The 12,942-nt window shown below is 68.1% G+C and carries 15 protein-coding genes; 8 read left to right on the top strand and 7 right to left on the bottom strand.

Annotation, left to right across the window (positions count from 1 at the left end; translation table 11 throughout):
• The first annotated feature begins 141 nt into the window (after positions 1-141).
• From VG556_RS12850 to accC, 5 genes are all read left to right on the top strand, one after another.
• Positions 142-870 carry a DOPA 4,5-dioxygenase family protein gene (locus VG556_RS12850; RefSeq protein WP_014648610.1) on the top strand — a complete coding sequence of 243 codons (729 nt, stop codon included), beginning with the start codon at positions 142-144 and terminating at the stop codon, positions 868-870.
• A 272-nt stretch (positions 871-1,142) separates the two neighbouring features.
• A complete protein-coding gene (aroQ, locus tag VG556_RS12845; protein WP_032959080.1) occupies positions 1,143-1,592 on the top strand; it encodes a type II 3-dehydroquinate dehydratase in 450 nt (149 codons plus the stop codon).
• Positions 1,589-2,014, top strand: coding sequence for a lysozyme inhibitor LprI family protein (locus VG556_RS12840; protein WP_032959079.1), 426 nt, complete (start codon positions 1,589-1,591; stop codon positions 2,012-2,014). Before aroQ ends, VG556_RS12840 begins: the two co-directional genes overlap by 4 nt.
• A 54-nt stretch (positions 2,015-2,068) precedes the next feature.
• Positions 2,069-2,548, top strand: a complete 480-nt coding sequence (gene accB / locus VG556_RS12835) for an acetyl-CoA carboxylase biotin carboxyl carrier protein (protein ID WP_005419696.1) — start codon at positions 2,069-2,071, stop codon at positions 2,546-2,548.
• Between the two features lie 10 nt (positions 2,549-2,558).
• Positions 2,559-3,926, top strand: coding sequence for an acetyl-CoA carboxylase biotin carboxylase subunit (accC, locus tag VG556_RS12830; RefSeq protein ID WP_014648613.1), 1,368 nt, complete (start codon positions 2,559-2,561; stop codon positions 3,924-3,926).
• Positions 3,927-4,018: 92 nt separating this feature from the next.
• On the opposite strand, the gene VG556_RS12825 is transcribed toward accC, so the two are convergent.
• Both VG556_RS12825 and VG556_RS12820 read right to left on the bottom strand, forming a co-directional pair.
• Positions 4,019-4,393, bottom strand: a complete 375-nt coding sequence (locus tag VG556_RS12825) for a hypothetical protein (protein ID WP_032959077.1) — start codon at positions 4,391-4,393, stop codon at positions 4,019-4,021.
• Positions 4,390-5,361 (bottom strand): hypothetical protein, encoded by a 972-nt coding sequence (locus VG556_RS12820; RefSeq protein WP_032959076.1) that lies wholly within the window; start codon positions 5,359-5,361, stop codon positions 4,390-4,392. The genes VG556_RS12825 and VG556_RS12820 overlap by 4 nt, the downstream gene beginning before the upstream one ends.
• A gap of 164 nt (positions 5,362-5,525) precedes the next feature.
• Between VG556_RS12820 and prmA the strand changes: the two genes are divergently transcribed.
• The 3 genes from prmA to fis all read left to right on the top strand — a co-directional run bounded on the left by prmA (position 5,526) and on the right by fis (position 7,647).
• The gene (prmA, locus tag VG556_RS12815) at positions 5,526-6,446 is read left to right on the top strand and encodes a 50S ribosomal protein L11 methyltransferase (protein ID WP_014648616.1); all 921 of its coding nucleotides are present in this window, start codon (positions 5,526-5,528) and stop codon (positions 6,444-6,446) included.
• A 42-nt stretch (positions 6,447-6,488) separates the two neighbouring features.
• On the top strand, positions 6,489-7,256 hold the full coding sequence (locus VG556_RS12810) for a DUF3426 domain-containing protein (protein ID WP_049407899.1): 768 nt from the start codon (positions 6,489-6,491) through the stop codon (positions 7,254-7,256).
• A gap of 115 nt (positions 7,257-7,371) precedes the next feature.
• On the top strand, positions 7,372-7,647 hold the full coding sequence (fis, locus tag VG556_RS12805; protein WP_005419706.1) for a DNA-binding transcriptional regulator Fis: 276 nt from the start codon (positions 7,372-7,374) through the stop codon (positions 7,645-7,647).
• 126 nt (positions 7,648-7,773) lie between these two features.
• Here the strand turns inward: fis and VG556_RS12800 are convergent, their stop codons facing one another.
• The 5 genes from VG556_RS12800 to VG556_RS12780 are packed head-to-tail and all read right to left on the bottom strand — an operon-like array spanning position 7,774 to position 12,922.
• Positions 7,774-8,769 carry a phosphatidate cytidylyltransferase gene (locus VG556_RS12800; RefSeq protein WP_014648618.1) on the bottom strand — a complete coding sequence of 332 codons (996 nt, stop codon included), beginning with the start codon at positions 8,767-8,769 and terminating at the stop codon, positions 7,774-7,776.
• Positions 8,766-9,395, bottom strand: coding sequence for a lysophospholipid acyltransferase family protein (locus VG556_RS12795; protein WP_014648619.1), 630 nt, complete (start codon positions 9,393-9,395; stop codon positions 8,766-8,768). The genes VG556_RS12800 and VG556_RS12795 overlap by 4 nt, the downstream gene beginning before the upstream one ends.
• 13 nt (positions 9,396-9,408) lie before the next feature.
• Positions 9,409-9,846, bottom strand: a complete 438-nt coding sequence (locus VG556_RS12790; RefSeq protein ID WP_100450691.1) for a hypothetical protein — start codon at positions 9,844-9,846, stop codon at positions 9,409-9,411.
• A complete protein-coding gene (locus VG556_RS12785) occupies positions 9,843-11,171 on the bottom strand; it encodes a phosphatase PAP2/dual specificity phosphatase family protein (protein ID WP_100450692.1) in 1,329 nt (442 codons plus the stop codon). Before VG556_RS12785 ends, VG556_RS12790 begins: the two co-directional genes overlap by 4 nt.
• Positions 11,171-12,922 (bottom strand): bifunctional alpha/beta hydrolase/class I SAM-dependent methyltransferase, encoded by a 1,752-nt coding sequence (locus tag VG556_RS12780; RefSeq protein ID WP_100450693.1) that lies wholly within the window; start codon positions 12,920-12,922, stop codon positions 11,171-11,173. The genes VG556_RS12785 and VG556_RS12780 overlap by 1 nt, the downstream gene beginning before the upstream one ends.
• Between the last annotated feature and the right edge of the window lie 20 nt (positions 12,923-12,942).

The following is a 12,942-nucleotide window of genomic DNA, read 5'->3' as shown; positions in this document are numbered from 1 at the left end:
TGCACCCTAGCCCACGCTGCGGCGGCACTCAATCACGGCGTGGGCCAACGTGCATGAGGTGATGCCGGCTGCTTATTGGACACCACCGTGCACGCTGCCCGAGCGTGCTTGCCTGCCACACAGAGCCCCACGGAACCCCAGATGCACCCGGACCCGCAGACCCTGATCGACGCCGGCGACGATGACGCCCATTGGGCCGACCTGCTTTCACCCGCGCGCCGTCGCCTGATCGCGTCGGCCGGGCTGGCCGCTGGCGGCCTGGCCAGCGCGTCGGCTGCCACCGCAGCCGCGCGCAGCGACAACGCCGTGAACACCACCGAACCCGGGCGACCCGGCTTCCGCGCCATCGTTCCGCCAGCGCCCGAGGGCCGCAGCCCTTGGGGCCAGGCCACGGCCAGCGAGCCTACCCCGCGGCCGGCCAGCGTGCGCCCCGGCGAGGCCACGCTGCCCACCCGGCCACGTGCCTACACCGCCATCAAGAGCTACCACGCCCACATCTACTTCGACGAGGACAGCTTCGAGAAGGCCGCGCTGCTGCGGCGCTGGGCCGCCGAGCGCTTCCCTGTGGAGCTGGGCAACTGGAACCTTGAGCCACGCGGGCCGCACGTCACCCCGTCGTTCTATTTCGGCTTCACCAACGACCTGTTGCCGGTGCTGGTGCCCTGGCTGCAGCTCAACAGCCTGGGCCTGACCATCCTGATCCACCCCAATACCGGCGATGGCCGCGCTGACCATCTGCATTACGCGTTGTGGGTGAACCGCGCGCAGCCGGTCAATGCCTACAACTGGCCGGCGCCGAAGCCCGGGCAGCCGGAACCGCTGGAAGAGGTGTTCCCGAACGTGGTGCCGACGGTGCCGCTGGAGATCTGAGCGGCCGAGTGCCGGACAGCTCCATGTGGAGGCGCAGTGTGCTGCCACCGAACCCCGTCTCCCCGCATGGCGTGGATGCCGGCATCGTCGGCCTACGTGCACGCATCCCCGTCCAGCACCACGTTCAGCGCGCCTTGATCCAGCGCCCGCCATACGGCCGCAAGCGCTCCGGCAGATTTCAAACATGCGATTGAAACGCTGCAAACTTCGCCGAACTGGACAGCATCCGCCGGTTCCGCCAGACTGCCGCCCTTTCCCGTCTTCCGGATCCCATGGCGAAGCTGCTGGTCCTGCACGGCCCCAACCTCAACCTGCTCGGCACCCGCGAGCCGGAGGTCTACGGCCACACCACGCTGGCCGACATCGACCAGGCCCTGGCTGCCCAGGCATCGGCCGCCGGACACACCGTGGAACGCCTGCAGTCCAACGCCGAGCATGTGCTGGTGGACCGCGTGCAGGCTGCGCGCAGCGACGGAACCGCTTTCATCCTGATCAACCCCGCCGCCTTCACCCACACCTCGGTCGCCCTGCGCGATGCGCTGGCGGCGGTGGCGGTGCCGTTCATCGAGATCCACCTGTCCAACCCGCATACCCGTGAGCCGTTCCGCCAGCACAGCTACTTCAGTGACAAGGCAGTGGGCGTGGTATGCGGTTTCGGTGCAGACAGCTACCGCTACGCGATGGACGCGGCGCTGCTGCGCGTGCAGGCGGCCAGCGCGTGAAGATGCCGCCGCGTGTGCTTGCCGGCATCCTGCTGTGGGCCGGTCTGTGCGGCGCCAGTGTCGCTGCCGAGCGCGCGGCCGCGGGCATCGACTGCGCACAGGCAAGCGGCGGCTACGAGCGCGACATGTGCGATTCCGATCGCCTGGATGATGCCGACAGCGCATTGAACGCCGTCTACGCGCAGGCGCGTGGCGAACTGAAGGCGCAGGCAACCGATGGCAGCTGCAGCCGCTGCGCGGCGGCCGAACAGCAGCTGGTGAAGGCCCAGCGCATCTGGATCACCTTGCGCGATGCAGATTGCGAGGCGGTGTATGCCTTCAATGCAGACGGCACCTCGCGCAACCCCGCGAAGATGCAATGCCTGATCACCCAGACGCGCGACCGTACGCGGCAGCTGCGCGAGTTCTACGAACTGCTTTGAACCGAGTGCAACCGCACTCTCCACCACACTGACATCACGAGCAAAGAGGCCACCATGGATCTCCGCAAAATCAAGAAGCTGATCGACCTGCTGGAAGAGTCGAACCTGGCTGAAATCGAAATCAAGGAAGGCGAAGAGTCGGTGCGCCTGTCGCGCGCCCCGGTGGCCGGCTATGCCGCCCCGGTCGCCGCGCCGGTGTATGCCGCTCCGGCCGCCCCGGCGCCGCAGGCGATGCCGATGCAGTCGCCGACCGAAGCCTCCACCGGCGGCAGCGCCAAGCCGGGCCCGGCACTGCCGGAAGGCCACGTGCTGCGCTCGCCGATGGTCGGCACCTTCTACGCCTCGTCCGCCCCGGACAAGCCGGCCTTCGTCACCGTGGGCCAGCAGGTCAAGGAAGGCGAAACCCTGGCCATCATCGAAGCGATGAAGATGTTCAACCCGATCGAAGCCGACACCTCCGGCACCATCGTTGCCATCCTCGGCGAGAACGGCCAGCCGGTGGAATTCGACCAGCCGCTGTTCGTGATCGGCTGAGGGGCGCGCCATGCTCGACAAAGTCGTCATTGCCAACCGAGGGGAGATCGCGCTGCGCATCCTGCGCGCGTGCCATACCCTCGGCATCCGCACGGTGGCCGTGCACTCCACGGTCGACCGCAACCTCAAGCACGTGGCCATGGCCGACGAGTCGGTCTGCATCGGTCCGGCGCCGTCGCCGCAGAGCTACCTCAACATCCCGGCCCTGATCGCGGCGGCGGAAGTCACCGATGCCCAGGCCATCCACCCGGGCTACGGCTTCCTGTCGGAGAACGCCGACTTCGCCGAACGCGTGGAAGAGTCCGGCTTCATCTTCATCGGCCCCAAGGCCGACACCATCCGCATGATGGGTGACAAGGTCGAAGCCATCCGCGCGATGAAGGCCGCCGGTGTGCCGTGCGTGCCCGGCTCGGGCGGCCCGCTCGGCGAGGACATCGTCGCCAACACCAAGATCGCCCGCGAGATCGGTTACCCGGTCATCATCAAGGCGGCCGGCGGTGGCGGTGGTCGCGGCATGCGCGTGGTGCATGCCGAAGCCTCGCTGAAGACCTCGATCGAAACCACCAAGAGCGAGGCCAAGGCCGCGTTCGGCAATGGCGAGGTCTACATGGAGAAGTTCCTGGAGAATCCGCGCCACGTGGAAATCCAGGTGCTGGCCGACGGACAGGGCAACGCCATCCACCTCGGTGAGCGCGACTGCTCGATGCAGCGCCGCCACCAGAAGGTGGTGGAAGAGGCACCGGCGCCGGGCATCACCGCCGAGCAGCGCGAGCAGATCGGCAAGGTCTGCGTGGAAGCCTGCATCCGCATCGGCTACCGCGGCGCGGGCACGTTCGAGTTCCTGTACGAGGACGGCCGCTTCTACTTCATCGAAATGAACACCCGCATCCAGGTGGAGCATCCGGTCACCGAAATGGTCACCGGCATCGACCTGGTGGCCGAGCAGCTGAAGATCGCCGCCGGCCAGAAGCTGTCGATCAAGCAGAGCGACGTGGTGCTGACCGGCCATGCCATCGAGTGCCGCATCAACGCTGAAGATGCTGAAACCTTCGTGCCGAGCCCGGGCACCATCACCGGCTTCCATCCGCCGGGTGGCCCCGGCGTGCGCGTGGACACCCACATCTACAGTGGCTACCGCGTGCCGTCGAACTACGACTCGATGATCGGCAAGCTGATCGTGCACGGCCCGGACCGCGAAACCGCCATTGCCCGCATGCGGGTGGCACTGAGCGAAATGGTGGTCGATGGCATCAAGACCAACATCGCCCTGCAGCAGCGGATCATGCGTGACAAGGGCTTCCAGGCCGGTGGCCAGAACATCCACTACCTGGAAAAGCGCCTGGCCGAGCGCAAGAACAAGCCGATCGCATTGACCTGATCGGCGCCAGGTGCTGGACATGAAAAGGGCGGGGATCTCCCCGCCCTTTTCTGTTCCTGTAGAGCCGGGCCCATGCTCGGCTAGCGAGCACGTCAGCGCTTGTCGGCCACGTCGGCCGGAATCTGCGAATGGGCCAGCGGCCGCACGCCATTGGGCGAGGTCGGATCGACGATCACCATGGTTTCGGTCGAACCATCGGGCCACACCACCTGGAAGGTGCTGCCGGCCGGCAGTGAAGCGAATGGCATGCCACTCTGCGCGCGGTAGACCGCAGCGACCTGGCTGGCACCGGCGCGGCGCACGTCTTCCTGCGCCTTCACCGTGGTCAGCTCCACCTTCGACAGATGCCGGTAGCGGTCCTCGTAGGTATCGATCATCAGCAGGCCAACCGCCCCAGCCGAGTAGGCCACGAACAGCGCCACCCAGAACCAGAACTTGGCCCCATGCAGGAATCGACGGTAATTCATCGCCCGTCCCTCTTTCCAACCAATCGCTTGATCCATTCCTTCATTTTCCCAGCACCTTGCCGCGATACCGCAGCGTCATACACGAAATCCCGGAAATCCTGCGCTCCATCCTGCGAACAGATCCCTCCGTTCGCACAAAAATTGTTGACCAGCACGCTGTCCGCTCCACAGGCCAGGCCGAGTTCACAGGCCGCAAGCCGCCATGCAAGTTCACTGAGCTGCTCGCCCGCCACCAGCCCGTCAAGCGCGCGGTCACCGGCCGCACGCACGCCCATGCCTGGCGCGATGGCCATGTAGGCCTCGGGGTCGCGCGAGGTGCGCACGCGCTCGACCAGGTCGCGGCGGTACTCGGCACTGTCATGCAAGGGCTCGCCCTCGGCGAACAGCGACGCTTCCGCGGCCAGGTTGCCCTGCGCGGCCGCCTTGCGGCGTTCGGCCAGCACCAGCGCCGCGCCCAGCTTGTCGCCCGGCACGAAACCGCCACACCGCTGTGCCACGCGCTCGCGTGCCTCGATCATCGCCGGCGCCGCAGTCAGGCCCAACCCGCTCAGTACGTTGTTGTCCAGGCGGTAGCCACCCGGATCGAGTGCGTACTGCGCGCAATAGTCATAGACGCGGCTGAGCATCCAGCGCGCCTCGTGATTGCCGGTGTCGGCCTGTGCGCGCAGGCGCTGGGCGTAGGCATACAGGTCGCTGGCGTCTTCGATGTCGGCGCGCAGGTCCAGCGGCAGGCCCGACGGCAGCGTGTTGCCGCGCTCGAAAGCCGCCAGCCGCCGCGCCAGGGCTTCCGGCACCACCGGCAGCGGCGCTCCGCCGTCACGGCTGGCCATGGCCAGCGGCAGGTCCGGCGACGCCGACGTCGACGCCACGCCCGCGGCATGGCCGCTGGCCCGATACCCGGCCACGCCCAGCACGGCCACCGCCGGCAGCACGAGCAACCAGGTTTTCAGGGTCGGAGCGAAGGCCATCGGCGGTGGTGAGCGTTCACGGCACACAGGAAAGCGCCGAGTTTAGCAAGGCCCGGCAGGCCTGTCTGAACTGCCCCCATTCATCTCAAAGCGGCATCTCAGGCAATACGGAGACGCCCCGATGGTCTAGCATTGCCCCCTTTCCCGCGACTGTCCCCACCGCCATGCCGTTCCTGGAACTGACCCTGCGCTGCACCGAAGCCACCCAGCCCCGCTATGAGAATGCGCTGGAGGACGTCGGCGCACTGGCCGTGACCCTGCTTGATGCCGAAGCCGACACCAGCAACGAACAGGCCATCCTCGAACCCGGCGTGGGGGAAACGCCGCTGTGGGACACCCTGGTGCTGAGCGCGCTGTTCCCCGCCGACAGCAATGCGCTGCTGCTGCTGGCCGCCCTGGAATCCTTCGACCCGGAACTGGACTGGAGCAATGGCAGCTTCCGCGCGGTCGAAGACGAAGACTGGGAGCGCGCATGGCTGGACCAGTTCCAGCCGATGGATTTCGGCAGCCGCACCTGGATCGTGCCGTGGAACCATGAACTGCCGGACGCTGCACAGGCCGCCGATGCCGCCGTGGTGCGGCTGGACCCGGGCCTGGCCTTCGGCTCGGGCACCCACCCGACCACCGCCCTGTGCCTGCGCTGGCTGGACCAGCTGGCCGTGGACGGCCAGCTGCAGGGCCAGCGCGTGCTCGACTTCGGCTGCGGCTCGGGCATCCTCGCGCTGGCCGCGCTGAAGCTGGGCGCCGCCGAAGCGATCGGCGTGGACAACGACCCGCAGGCGCTGGTCGCCACCGCCGACAATGCCGAGCGCAATGGCGAGCAGGCCCGCATGCAGGTGTACCTGCCGCAGGACGAACCGGTCGCCACCTACCCGATCGTGGTCGCCAACATCCTTGCCTCGGCGCTGGATGCGCTGGCCGAGCTGCTGGCCGCACGCGTCGCCGCCGGCGGTCGCATCGCCCTGTCGGGCATCCTGCAGGGCCAGGAAGGCGAACTGCTGCAGCGTTATGCCGCGTGGTTCGACGATCTGCAGGCCACCCAGGATGGCGACTGGATGCGCATCACCGGCACGCGCCGCGCCTGATCGTGATTGAATGACCGCTGGATCCGAGCCCGCGCCCTGAGCATGTCCGAGCCGAACCCGCCGCGCCGCCCTTTGGCCACCTTCCTGCGCCCCGCGTCGGAAGGCGAGGCCGCACCTGCGACCGACGCGCGCACGCCCGACCCGTCGGCGCATGACATCCCTGCCGCGAAGTCCGGGGACCCGGTCGACGCGGCGCTGCCGCCGATGGCGGAGACGCGACAGCTCGATGACACCGTCATCCTCGACGAAGCGACCGTGATCGAACCCGTCCTTGCCGTCCCCGCCGCGCAGGCGGTGGCCGGCGATGCGCCGAGCTTCCTGGGCACTTCGCGGCCGCGCGCGCTGCCGACGCCGCGCTGGCACTGGGTGCTGGTCGCCGGGCTGGCACTGCTGCTGGTACTGCAGAGCGTGCTGGCCGATCGTGCGCGCCTGGCCGCCGACGCCGGCAACCGCACCTGGCTGGGCGCACTGTGCGGCGTGCTGCGCTGCAGCCTGCCAGCCTGGCACGAGCCGACCGCGTTCACCATGACCAGCCGCGAGATCCGCCCCCTGCCCGGCCAGGCCGGTGTGCTGCAGGTGCAGGCCAGCATCCGCAACGATGCGCGCTGGGCACAGGCCTGGCCGGACCTGCGCCTGTCACTGTCCGATGCCGATGGCCGGGTGATCGGCAGCGGCGTGTTCACGCCCGCGCAATACCTTGGCGAAAGCCCGGCCACGACCGTGCTGGAACCGGGCCAGAGTGCGCGCATCGCGTTCCGCGTGCAGGAGCCCGCCGCGTCCACCGTCGCATTCACCTTCGACTTCCTCTGACCAGGGTAGAGGCGACCAGCCGTGGCAGGTCGGGCACGCTCGCGCTAGACTGGCCGCCACCACCTCGTCCGGCCGCGCGCTCCGCGCGCACGGGCCAACCGAATCGGGAACCCCCTTGAACGCTGTCCTCTCTCGTCCTGACAACAGTCGTGGCGCTCCCCGGCCACCGCTGCGTGAACACGTCGCCCAGTCCGTGCGCCGCTACCTGCGTGATCTTGATGGCTGCGACGCGGACGATGTCTACGAGATCGTGCTGCGCGAGATGGAAATCCCGCTGTTCGTGGAAGTGCTCAACCACTGCGAAGGCAACCAGAGCCGCGCCGCCGCGATGCTGGGCATCCACCGCGCCACCCTGCGCAAGAAACTGAAGGAATACGGCATCAGCGCCTGAGCGCGCGCGGGTAGTGCCGGCCGCTCGCCGGCAACCCCATGAACGATGGCAGGATGTCGCAGTTGCCGGCCAGCGGCCGGCACTACCGGTAGATCCACGCCATGCGTGGATGCAGCCCCGGCGGGATCACCCGCCGCCGCCCGCCTTCCAGTAGTACCGCACCACATGGAAGAACACCGGCGCGGCGAAGCACACCGAATCTAGCCGGTCGAGCATGCCGCCATGGCCCTCGATCATGTGGCCCCAGTCCTTGATCCCACGGTCGCGCTTGATCGCCGACATCACCAGGCCGCCCCAGAATCCCATCAGGTTGATCAGCAGCGACAGGCCGAACGCCTGCAGCGGCGTGAACGGGGTGATCCACCACAGCGCCGCCCCAAGCGCGCTGGCGCTCAGCACGCCACCCACGAAGCCCTCCACCGTCTTCGACGGCGACAGCTTCGGCGCGATCAGGTGCCGGCCCAGCAGCTTGCCCCAGATGTACTGCAACACGTCCGAGGACTGCACCACGATCACCAGGAAGGCGAACAGCAGCACGTTGCGCGAGGGGTCGTGACCGGGCACGTGCAGGTTCAGCAGCAGCGGCACGTGCGAGATGCAGAACACGCAGATCATCAACCCCCACTGCACCTTCGCGGTGCGCTCCAGGTAGTGCGTGGTATCGCCACCGATGGTCGACAGGATCGGCAGGAACAGGAACGCATAGACCGGGATCAGCAGCGTGTACATGCCGTACCAGTCGATCCACACCAGGTAGTACTGCCACGGCAGCACGATGTAGAACGCAGCCAGCAGCGCGTAGTAGTCGCCTGAACGGGTCGGCGCCAGGGTGATGAACTCGCGCAGCGCGAACAACGAAATGATCGCGAACAGCACGATCACCCCGGCGCGGCCGAAGAACAGCGCCAGCCCGACCACGATCGCCATCACCCACCATGCACGGATACGCGACACCAGGTTGGCGATCACCGCGCTGGGCTGACCGCGCTGGCGCCAGCGCAGGGTCTCGGCCACCAGCGTGGCCAGCACCAGCACCGCGCCGACGCCGGCAAACAGCAGGCCGGTCTGCTGGCCGACACTCTGCGTTGCCAGATCGCCAGATACATCCAGCACGAAACTCATGCACGACCCCCATTCGGCGCCAGGTCCAGCAGCGCCTGCCGGCTGCGGGCCAGGAATGCGGCCTTGTCCTCGTCGGCCTGCAGCCGCAGCGGCGTGCCGAAGGTGGCCGTGCACAGCAGCGGCAACGGCAGGAATCGCCCCTTCGGCATCACCCGCTTCAGGTTGTCGATCCATACCGGCACGAACTCCAGCTCCGGCCGTTGCCGCGCCAGGTGGTAGATGCCGCTCTTGAACGGCAACAGCGGTTCATCGCCGATATTGCGCGTGCCTTCCGGGAACAGGATCAGCGAGCAGTCTTCGTCCACCGCATCGCGCAGTACCTGCAACGGGTCCTGCTGGCGATGGCCGGCCTCGCGCTCGACCAGAACACCGTTGAACACCGCATCGATCAGGTAGCGACGCAGGCCATCACGCTGCCAGTACTCGGCCGCGGCCACCGGGCGCACCTGGCGCCGCAGTGCCGGTGGCATCGATGACCAGATCAGCACGAAGTCACCATGGCTGGCGTGGTTGCCGTAGTACACGCGGCGCTCGCTGGACGGCGCGCAACCGATCCACAGCGCGCGTGCGCCGGTCACCACATGGATCGCGCCACTGCAGGCGCGGGCAATCAGTTCGGCAAACATCGGTCACTCCCATTCACGTCTGCGGCCACACCACGGCCAGCACCAGCAGTGCGAACTGCACTGCGGTCAGCAGGTACTGGCGCAGCAGCAGGCGGCGCATGCCGGACCAGCGCGCATCCCAGCCACGCAGTGGCGCATCGGGCGACGCGCGGCGCAGGCCGCTGTCCTGCAGCAGCTGATCAGTGCGGCGCGCGGCGGCATCGCCGTCCATACGCTCATCGCGCAGCAGCTGCAGCAGGCTGGCGTCCAGCGCAACCCGCCACGCGTGGTACGTCTGGGCCACCCCTGCAGACATGCTGGCCAGCAGCAACCCTGCAGCGATCATCGCCAGGCCCGGCTCGGTGCCGAGCAGCAGCAATGCCACCAGCAGCAGCCCCAGCGACAGGCATGCCGGCCAACGCCCCTGCCGCAGCAGCAGCTGCATGGTCGCCAGATCGGGAACCGTGCTCATGCGCGCACTCCTGCCGCGTCGGTGATGGCACGCAGATGGGCCGTACCCAGCACGATGCCAGGGCGCGCAGCACGCACGATCGCCACCGCCGCGTCCGCATCGGCCGCACGACCACTGCGCAGCAGCCAGGTGGCCACGCTGGCGGCACTGCGCGAATAGCCCAGCGCGCAGCACACCAGCAACGGGCCGTGCGCATGCAGGCGCTCGATGGCCTCGGCCGCTTCGCGCAGCTGTTCCGGTGCAGGGACCACCAGGTCCAGCATCGGCACGCTGGCATACGCGGCGCCCTGCGCGCGACAGGACAGCTCGGCGCAGGCATCGACCACGCCCACCAGGGGGGCCGGCAATGCCTCAGAGGGAATGCGCCCCAGCCACACACCGTCCATCACCGGCACCGGCTGCGGCGCACGCCGCGTCCACAGCCGCGAGTTGATCCAGGCAGCGCCCAGGTACGGTGCCAGCAGCCATCGCGCGGCCATCGTCAGGCGGCCATCGGCGCGCTTCTGGAACACCGCTGTACCCAGCCCGGCATAGGCCAGCGCCACCAGCAGCAACGACGCCACCGGCCACAGCAGCCACAACGCGGCGCCACGCAGAAGCACCACCGGCACCAGCAATACGGCGGCCCCCAGCAGGTACAACGCTGCCAATCGCCAACGCCTCGCATCACGCGCGGTGTGCCAGGCCCGCAATGGTGGCGTGCCCTGCTCCGGCCACAGCCAGACGCACAGCCAACCGGCCAGCAGGCCGGTCGGGATATCGATGAAATGGTGCTGGAACGTGGTCAGCACCGAGACGCCGATCAGCAGTGCCCACACATGCAGTACCCCGCGCCACACGCCATGCAGGTACTGCGCGAACTTCACCCACAGCACGATCAACAGCACGATGTGCAGCGACGGCGCCTGGTTGAACGGCTTGTCGAAGCCCAGCAGCACATCGAACAGCCAGCCGAACACACCGCCGATCTCCGGACGCTCGAAGCTGAAACGCAGCGGCCACAGCAGGAAGCAGGCCACCGCGATGACCTGCGCACTGAACAGTCGCAGCGCATGCCGGTCCAGTTCCAAGCGATGCCGGCACAGGAAGAACGAGATTGCGTAGAACAGGTCGATCGACCAGTACGGCACGATCGTCCACGGCACGAACGGGATGCGTGTCTCCCACGCGAACGCCATCACCGGCAGGGTGGCGTGGCGGCCGGCCATCCAGTTGGCGAAGCCGTAGCTTGCGAAGAAGAACGGACCCAGCAGGGCCAGCCACAGCAGGGCGCGCCGCCAAGGGCGCCCTTCCGCGGCCAGCGGGGTTGCGGCGAGCGTCGCCATCACGCGGTCCGGCGCGCCAGCGACACGGTGAAGATGCCGAAGTCGTCGATGCGCTGCGTCACCTTCTCGAAGCCGGCCAGGCGCACCAGCTCATCCATCTCCTGCTGGGTACGGCGACGCATCACCCACGCCGCGCCACCGCGATGGCTAGTCAAGGCGCGCGCGATGAATTCCAGCTGCGGGTGCCAGGGCTGGCCGGTGTAAGCCAGGTAGCCTCCCGCCGGCACCGTTGCGGCAATGCCCTGCAGCGAGCGCAGCACGGCGTCGTTGTCGGGGAACAGTTCGTACAGGCCCGAGACCACCGCCAGTGTCGGTGCTGGATCGACCTTGGCCAGTTGCGCCGGATCGAACGCATCGCCCTGCTCGAAGCGGGCGATGTCGGCCGCACCGAGGCGCTCGATCAACGCTTGGCCCTGGGTCACGTTCAGATCGCTGAAATCACGCAGCACGATACGGTCGGCGCGCTGTTCGCCCTGGCCCAGCGCTTCCAGCACATACCGGCCATGGCCGGCGGCCACGTCCAGCACACGCACCGGCGTGCCCTGCCCGCGCAGGCGCTGGGCAGCGTCGCGCAGCAGTTCCTGCAGGTGCTGGCCGCGCACGCGGATGCCACGCCAGCCGATCGCATCCAGGTAGTTGCGGTCGACCATCCGCCCCAATGGGCCCTTGCCGCGCGCCTCATTCCGGTAGATGTAGTCCAGCGTGCTACCGGAATCGAAACCGGTCCGCAGGCCCAGCGCGATGCCTTCGGACAGCGTGCCGCCGAAGCGCAGGCCGCCACGCACCACGCGCCAGCGCAGGTCGGCCAGGCTGTTGCGCTCCGGTGGCCAGGCCAGGATCTCGGATTCTTCGAAGGTTGGCCCGTGACGGTGCGCGTCGCGCCGTGACAGCTCGCGCAGCGGCTCGGCAAAACGCGCCTGGATGAAGCTGCGGATGCGCGCCAGTGCCGGTGCCCGATCGCGCTCGCCCAGCGTGTCGTGGAAGAAGCCCGGCAGATGCACACGCTCCTTGATCGGGCTGGACAGGCGCTCGTAGAAGCGGTCCTGCGGGCCACGGTGCACGACGAAATCCGAGCCGGACACCAGCAGCTGCACCGGTACGCTGATTGCCTGCGCATCGGCCACGATGCGGTCGGCCGCCTCGTACAGGCCCAGCAGCACGCGCACCGAAATCGGCCGGGTGATCAGCGGGTCGGTGCGATAGCTTTCCACCCGCGCCGGATCGTGGGTCAGCCACTGCGGCTTGACGTAGCTGTTGACGAAGAAGTTGCCACGCAGCTTCTGCATCAAGGCCAGGCCCGACCGCGCGAACGGCACGTACAGCTTCACCTTGAACGCCGGCGAGGCCATGACCAGCGCGCGCAGGCGTGGCGCGTAATCGTGCACCCAGGTCGCGGCGACCACCGCCCCTACGCTCTGCGCGATCACCACGATGTCTTCCACCGCAATGCCGTGCTCGGCGCCGATGTGGGCGATGAAACTGTCCAGATCACGCACCAGCGCCGGGAAGCCCGGTGCATCGCCCCGTGCGCCCGGCGAACGGCCATTGCCGCGCGCGTCCCAGGCGAAGAAGGCGGTGTCGGGCAGGTCCAGCTCATCGACCAGGTGGGTGACCCGGCCGGAGTGCTCATGGCCGCGGTGCAGCAGCACGATGGCCTTGGTGGCCGGCGTTGCGGTGGTGCCCGCCCAGTACCGGTAGAACAGCGGTACCTGGTCGAAGCTGTGGAATTCCCGTTCCTGCGCCTGACGCATGCAATCTCCTGATTGTCTTC

Source organism: Stenotrophomonas sp. CASM106, from assembly GCF_049384825.1.
Classification (GTDB): Bacteria; Pseudomonadota; Gammaproteobacteria; order Xanthomonadales; family Xanthomonadaceae; genus Stenotrophomonas; species Stenotrophomonas muris.
The sequence above is the reverse complement of the archived record's forward strand: the minus strand, read 5'-3'. Positions and strand labels throughout refer to the sequence as shown.

Coding starts and splice junctions, on each gene's coding strand:
- VG556_RS12850 (WP_014648610.1), top strand. CDS start 142: ATGCACCCGGACCCGCAGACCCTGATCGACGCCGGCGACGATGACGCC.
- aroQ (WP_032959080.1), top strand. CDS start 1,143: ATGGCGAAGCTGCTGGTCCTGCACGGCCCCAACCTCAACCTGCTCGGC.
- accB (WP_005419696.1), top strand. CDS start 2,069: ATGGATCTCCGCAAAATCAAGAAGCTGATCGACCTGCTGGAAGAGTCG.
- accC (WP_014648613.1), top strand. CDS start 2,559: ATGCTCGACAAAGTCGTCATTGCCAACCGAGGGGAGATCGCGCTGCGC.
- VG556_RS12825 (WP_032959077.1), bottom strand. CDS start 4,393: ATGAATTACCGTCGATTCCTGCATGGGGCCAAGTTCTGGTTCTGGGTG.
- VG556_RS12820 (WP_032959076.1), bottom strand. CDS start 5,361: ATGGCCTTCGCTCCGACCCTGAAAACCTGGTTGCTCGTGCTGCCGGCG.
- prmA (WP_014648616.1), top strand. CDS start 5,526: ATGCCGTTCCTGGAACTGACCCTGCGCTGCACCGAAGCCACCCAGCCC.
- VG556_RS12810 (WP_049407899.1), top strand. CDS start 6,489: ATGTCCGAGCCGAACCCGCCGCGCCGCCCTTTGGCCACCTTCCTGCGC.
- VG556_RS12800 (WP_014648618.1), bottom strand. CDS start 8,769: ATGAGTTTCGTGCTGGATGTATCTGGCGATCTGGCAACGCAGAGTGTC.
- VG556_RS12795 (WP_014648619.1), bottom strand. CDS start 9,395: ATGTTTGCCGAACTGATTGCCCGCGCCTGCAGTGGCGCGATCCATGTG.
- VG556_RS12790 (WP_100450691.1), bottom strand. CDS start 9,846: ATGAGCACGGTTCCCGATCTGGCGACCATGCAGCTGCTGCTGCGGCAG.
- VG556_RS12785 (WP_100450692.1), bottom strand. CDS start 11,171: ATGGCGACGCTCGCCGCAACCCCGCTGGCCGCGGAAGGGCGCCCTTGG.
- VG556_RS12780 (WP_100450693.1), bottom strand. CDS start 12,922: ATGCGTCAGGCGCAGGAACGGGAATTCCACAGCTTCGACCAGGTACCG.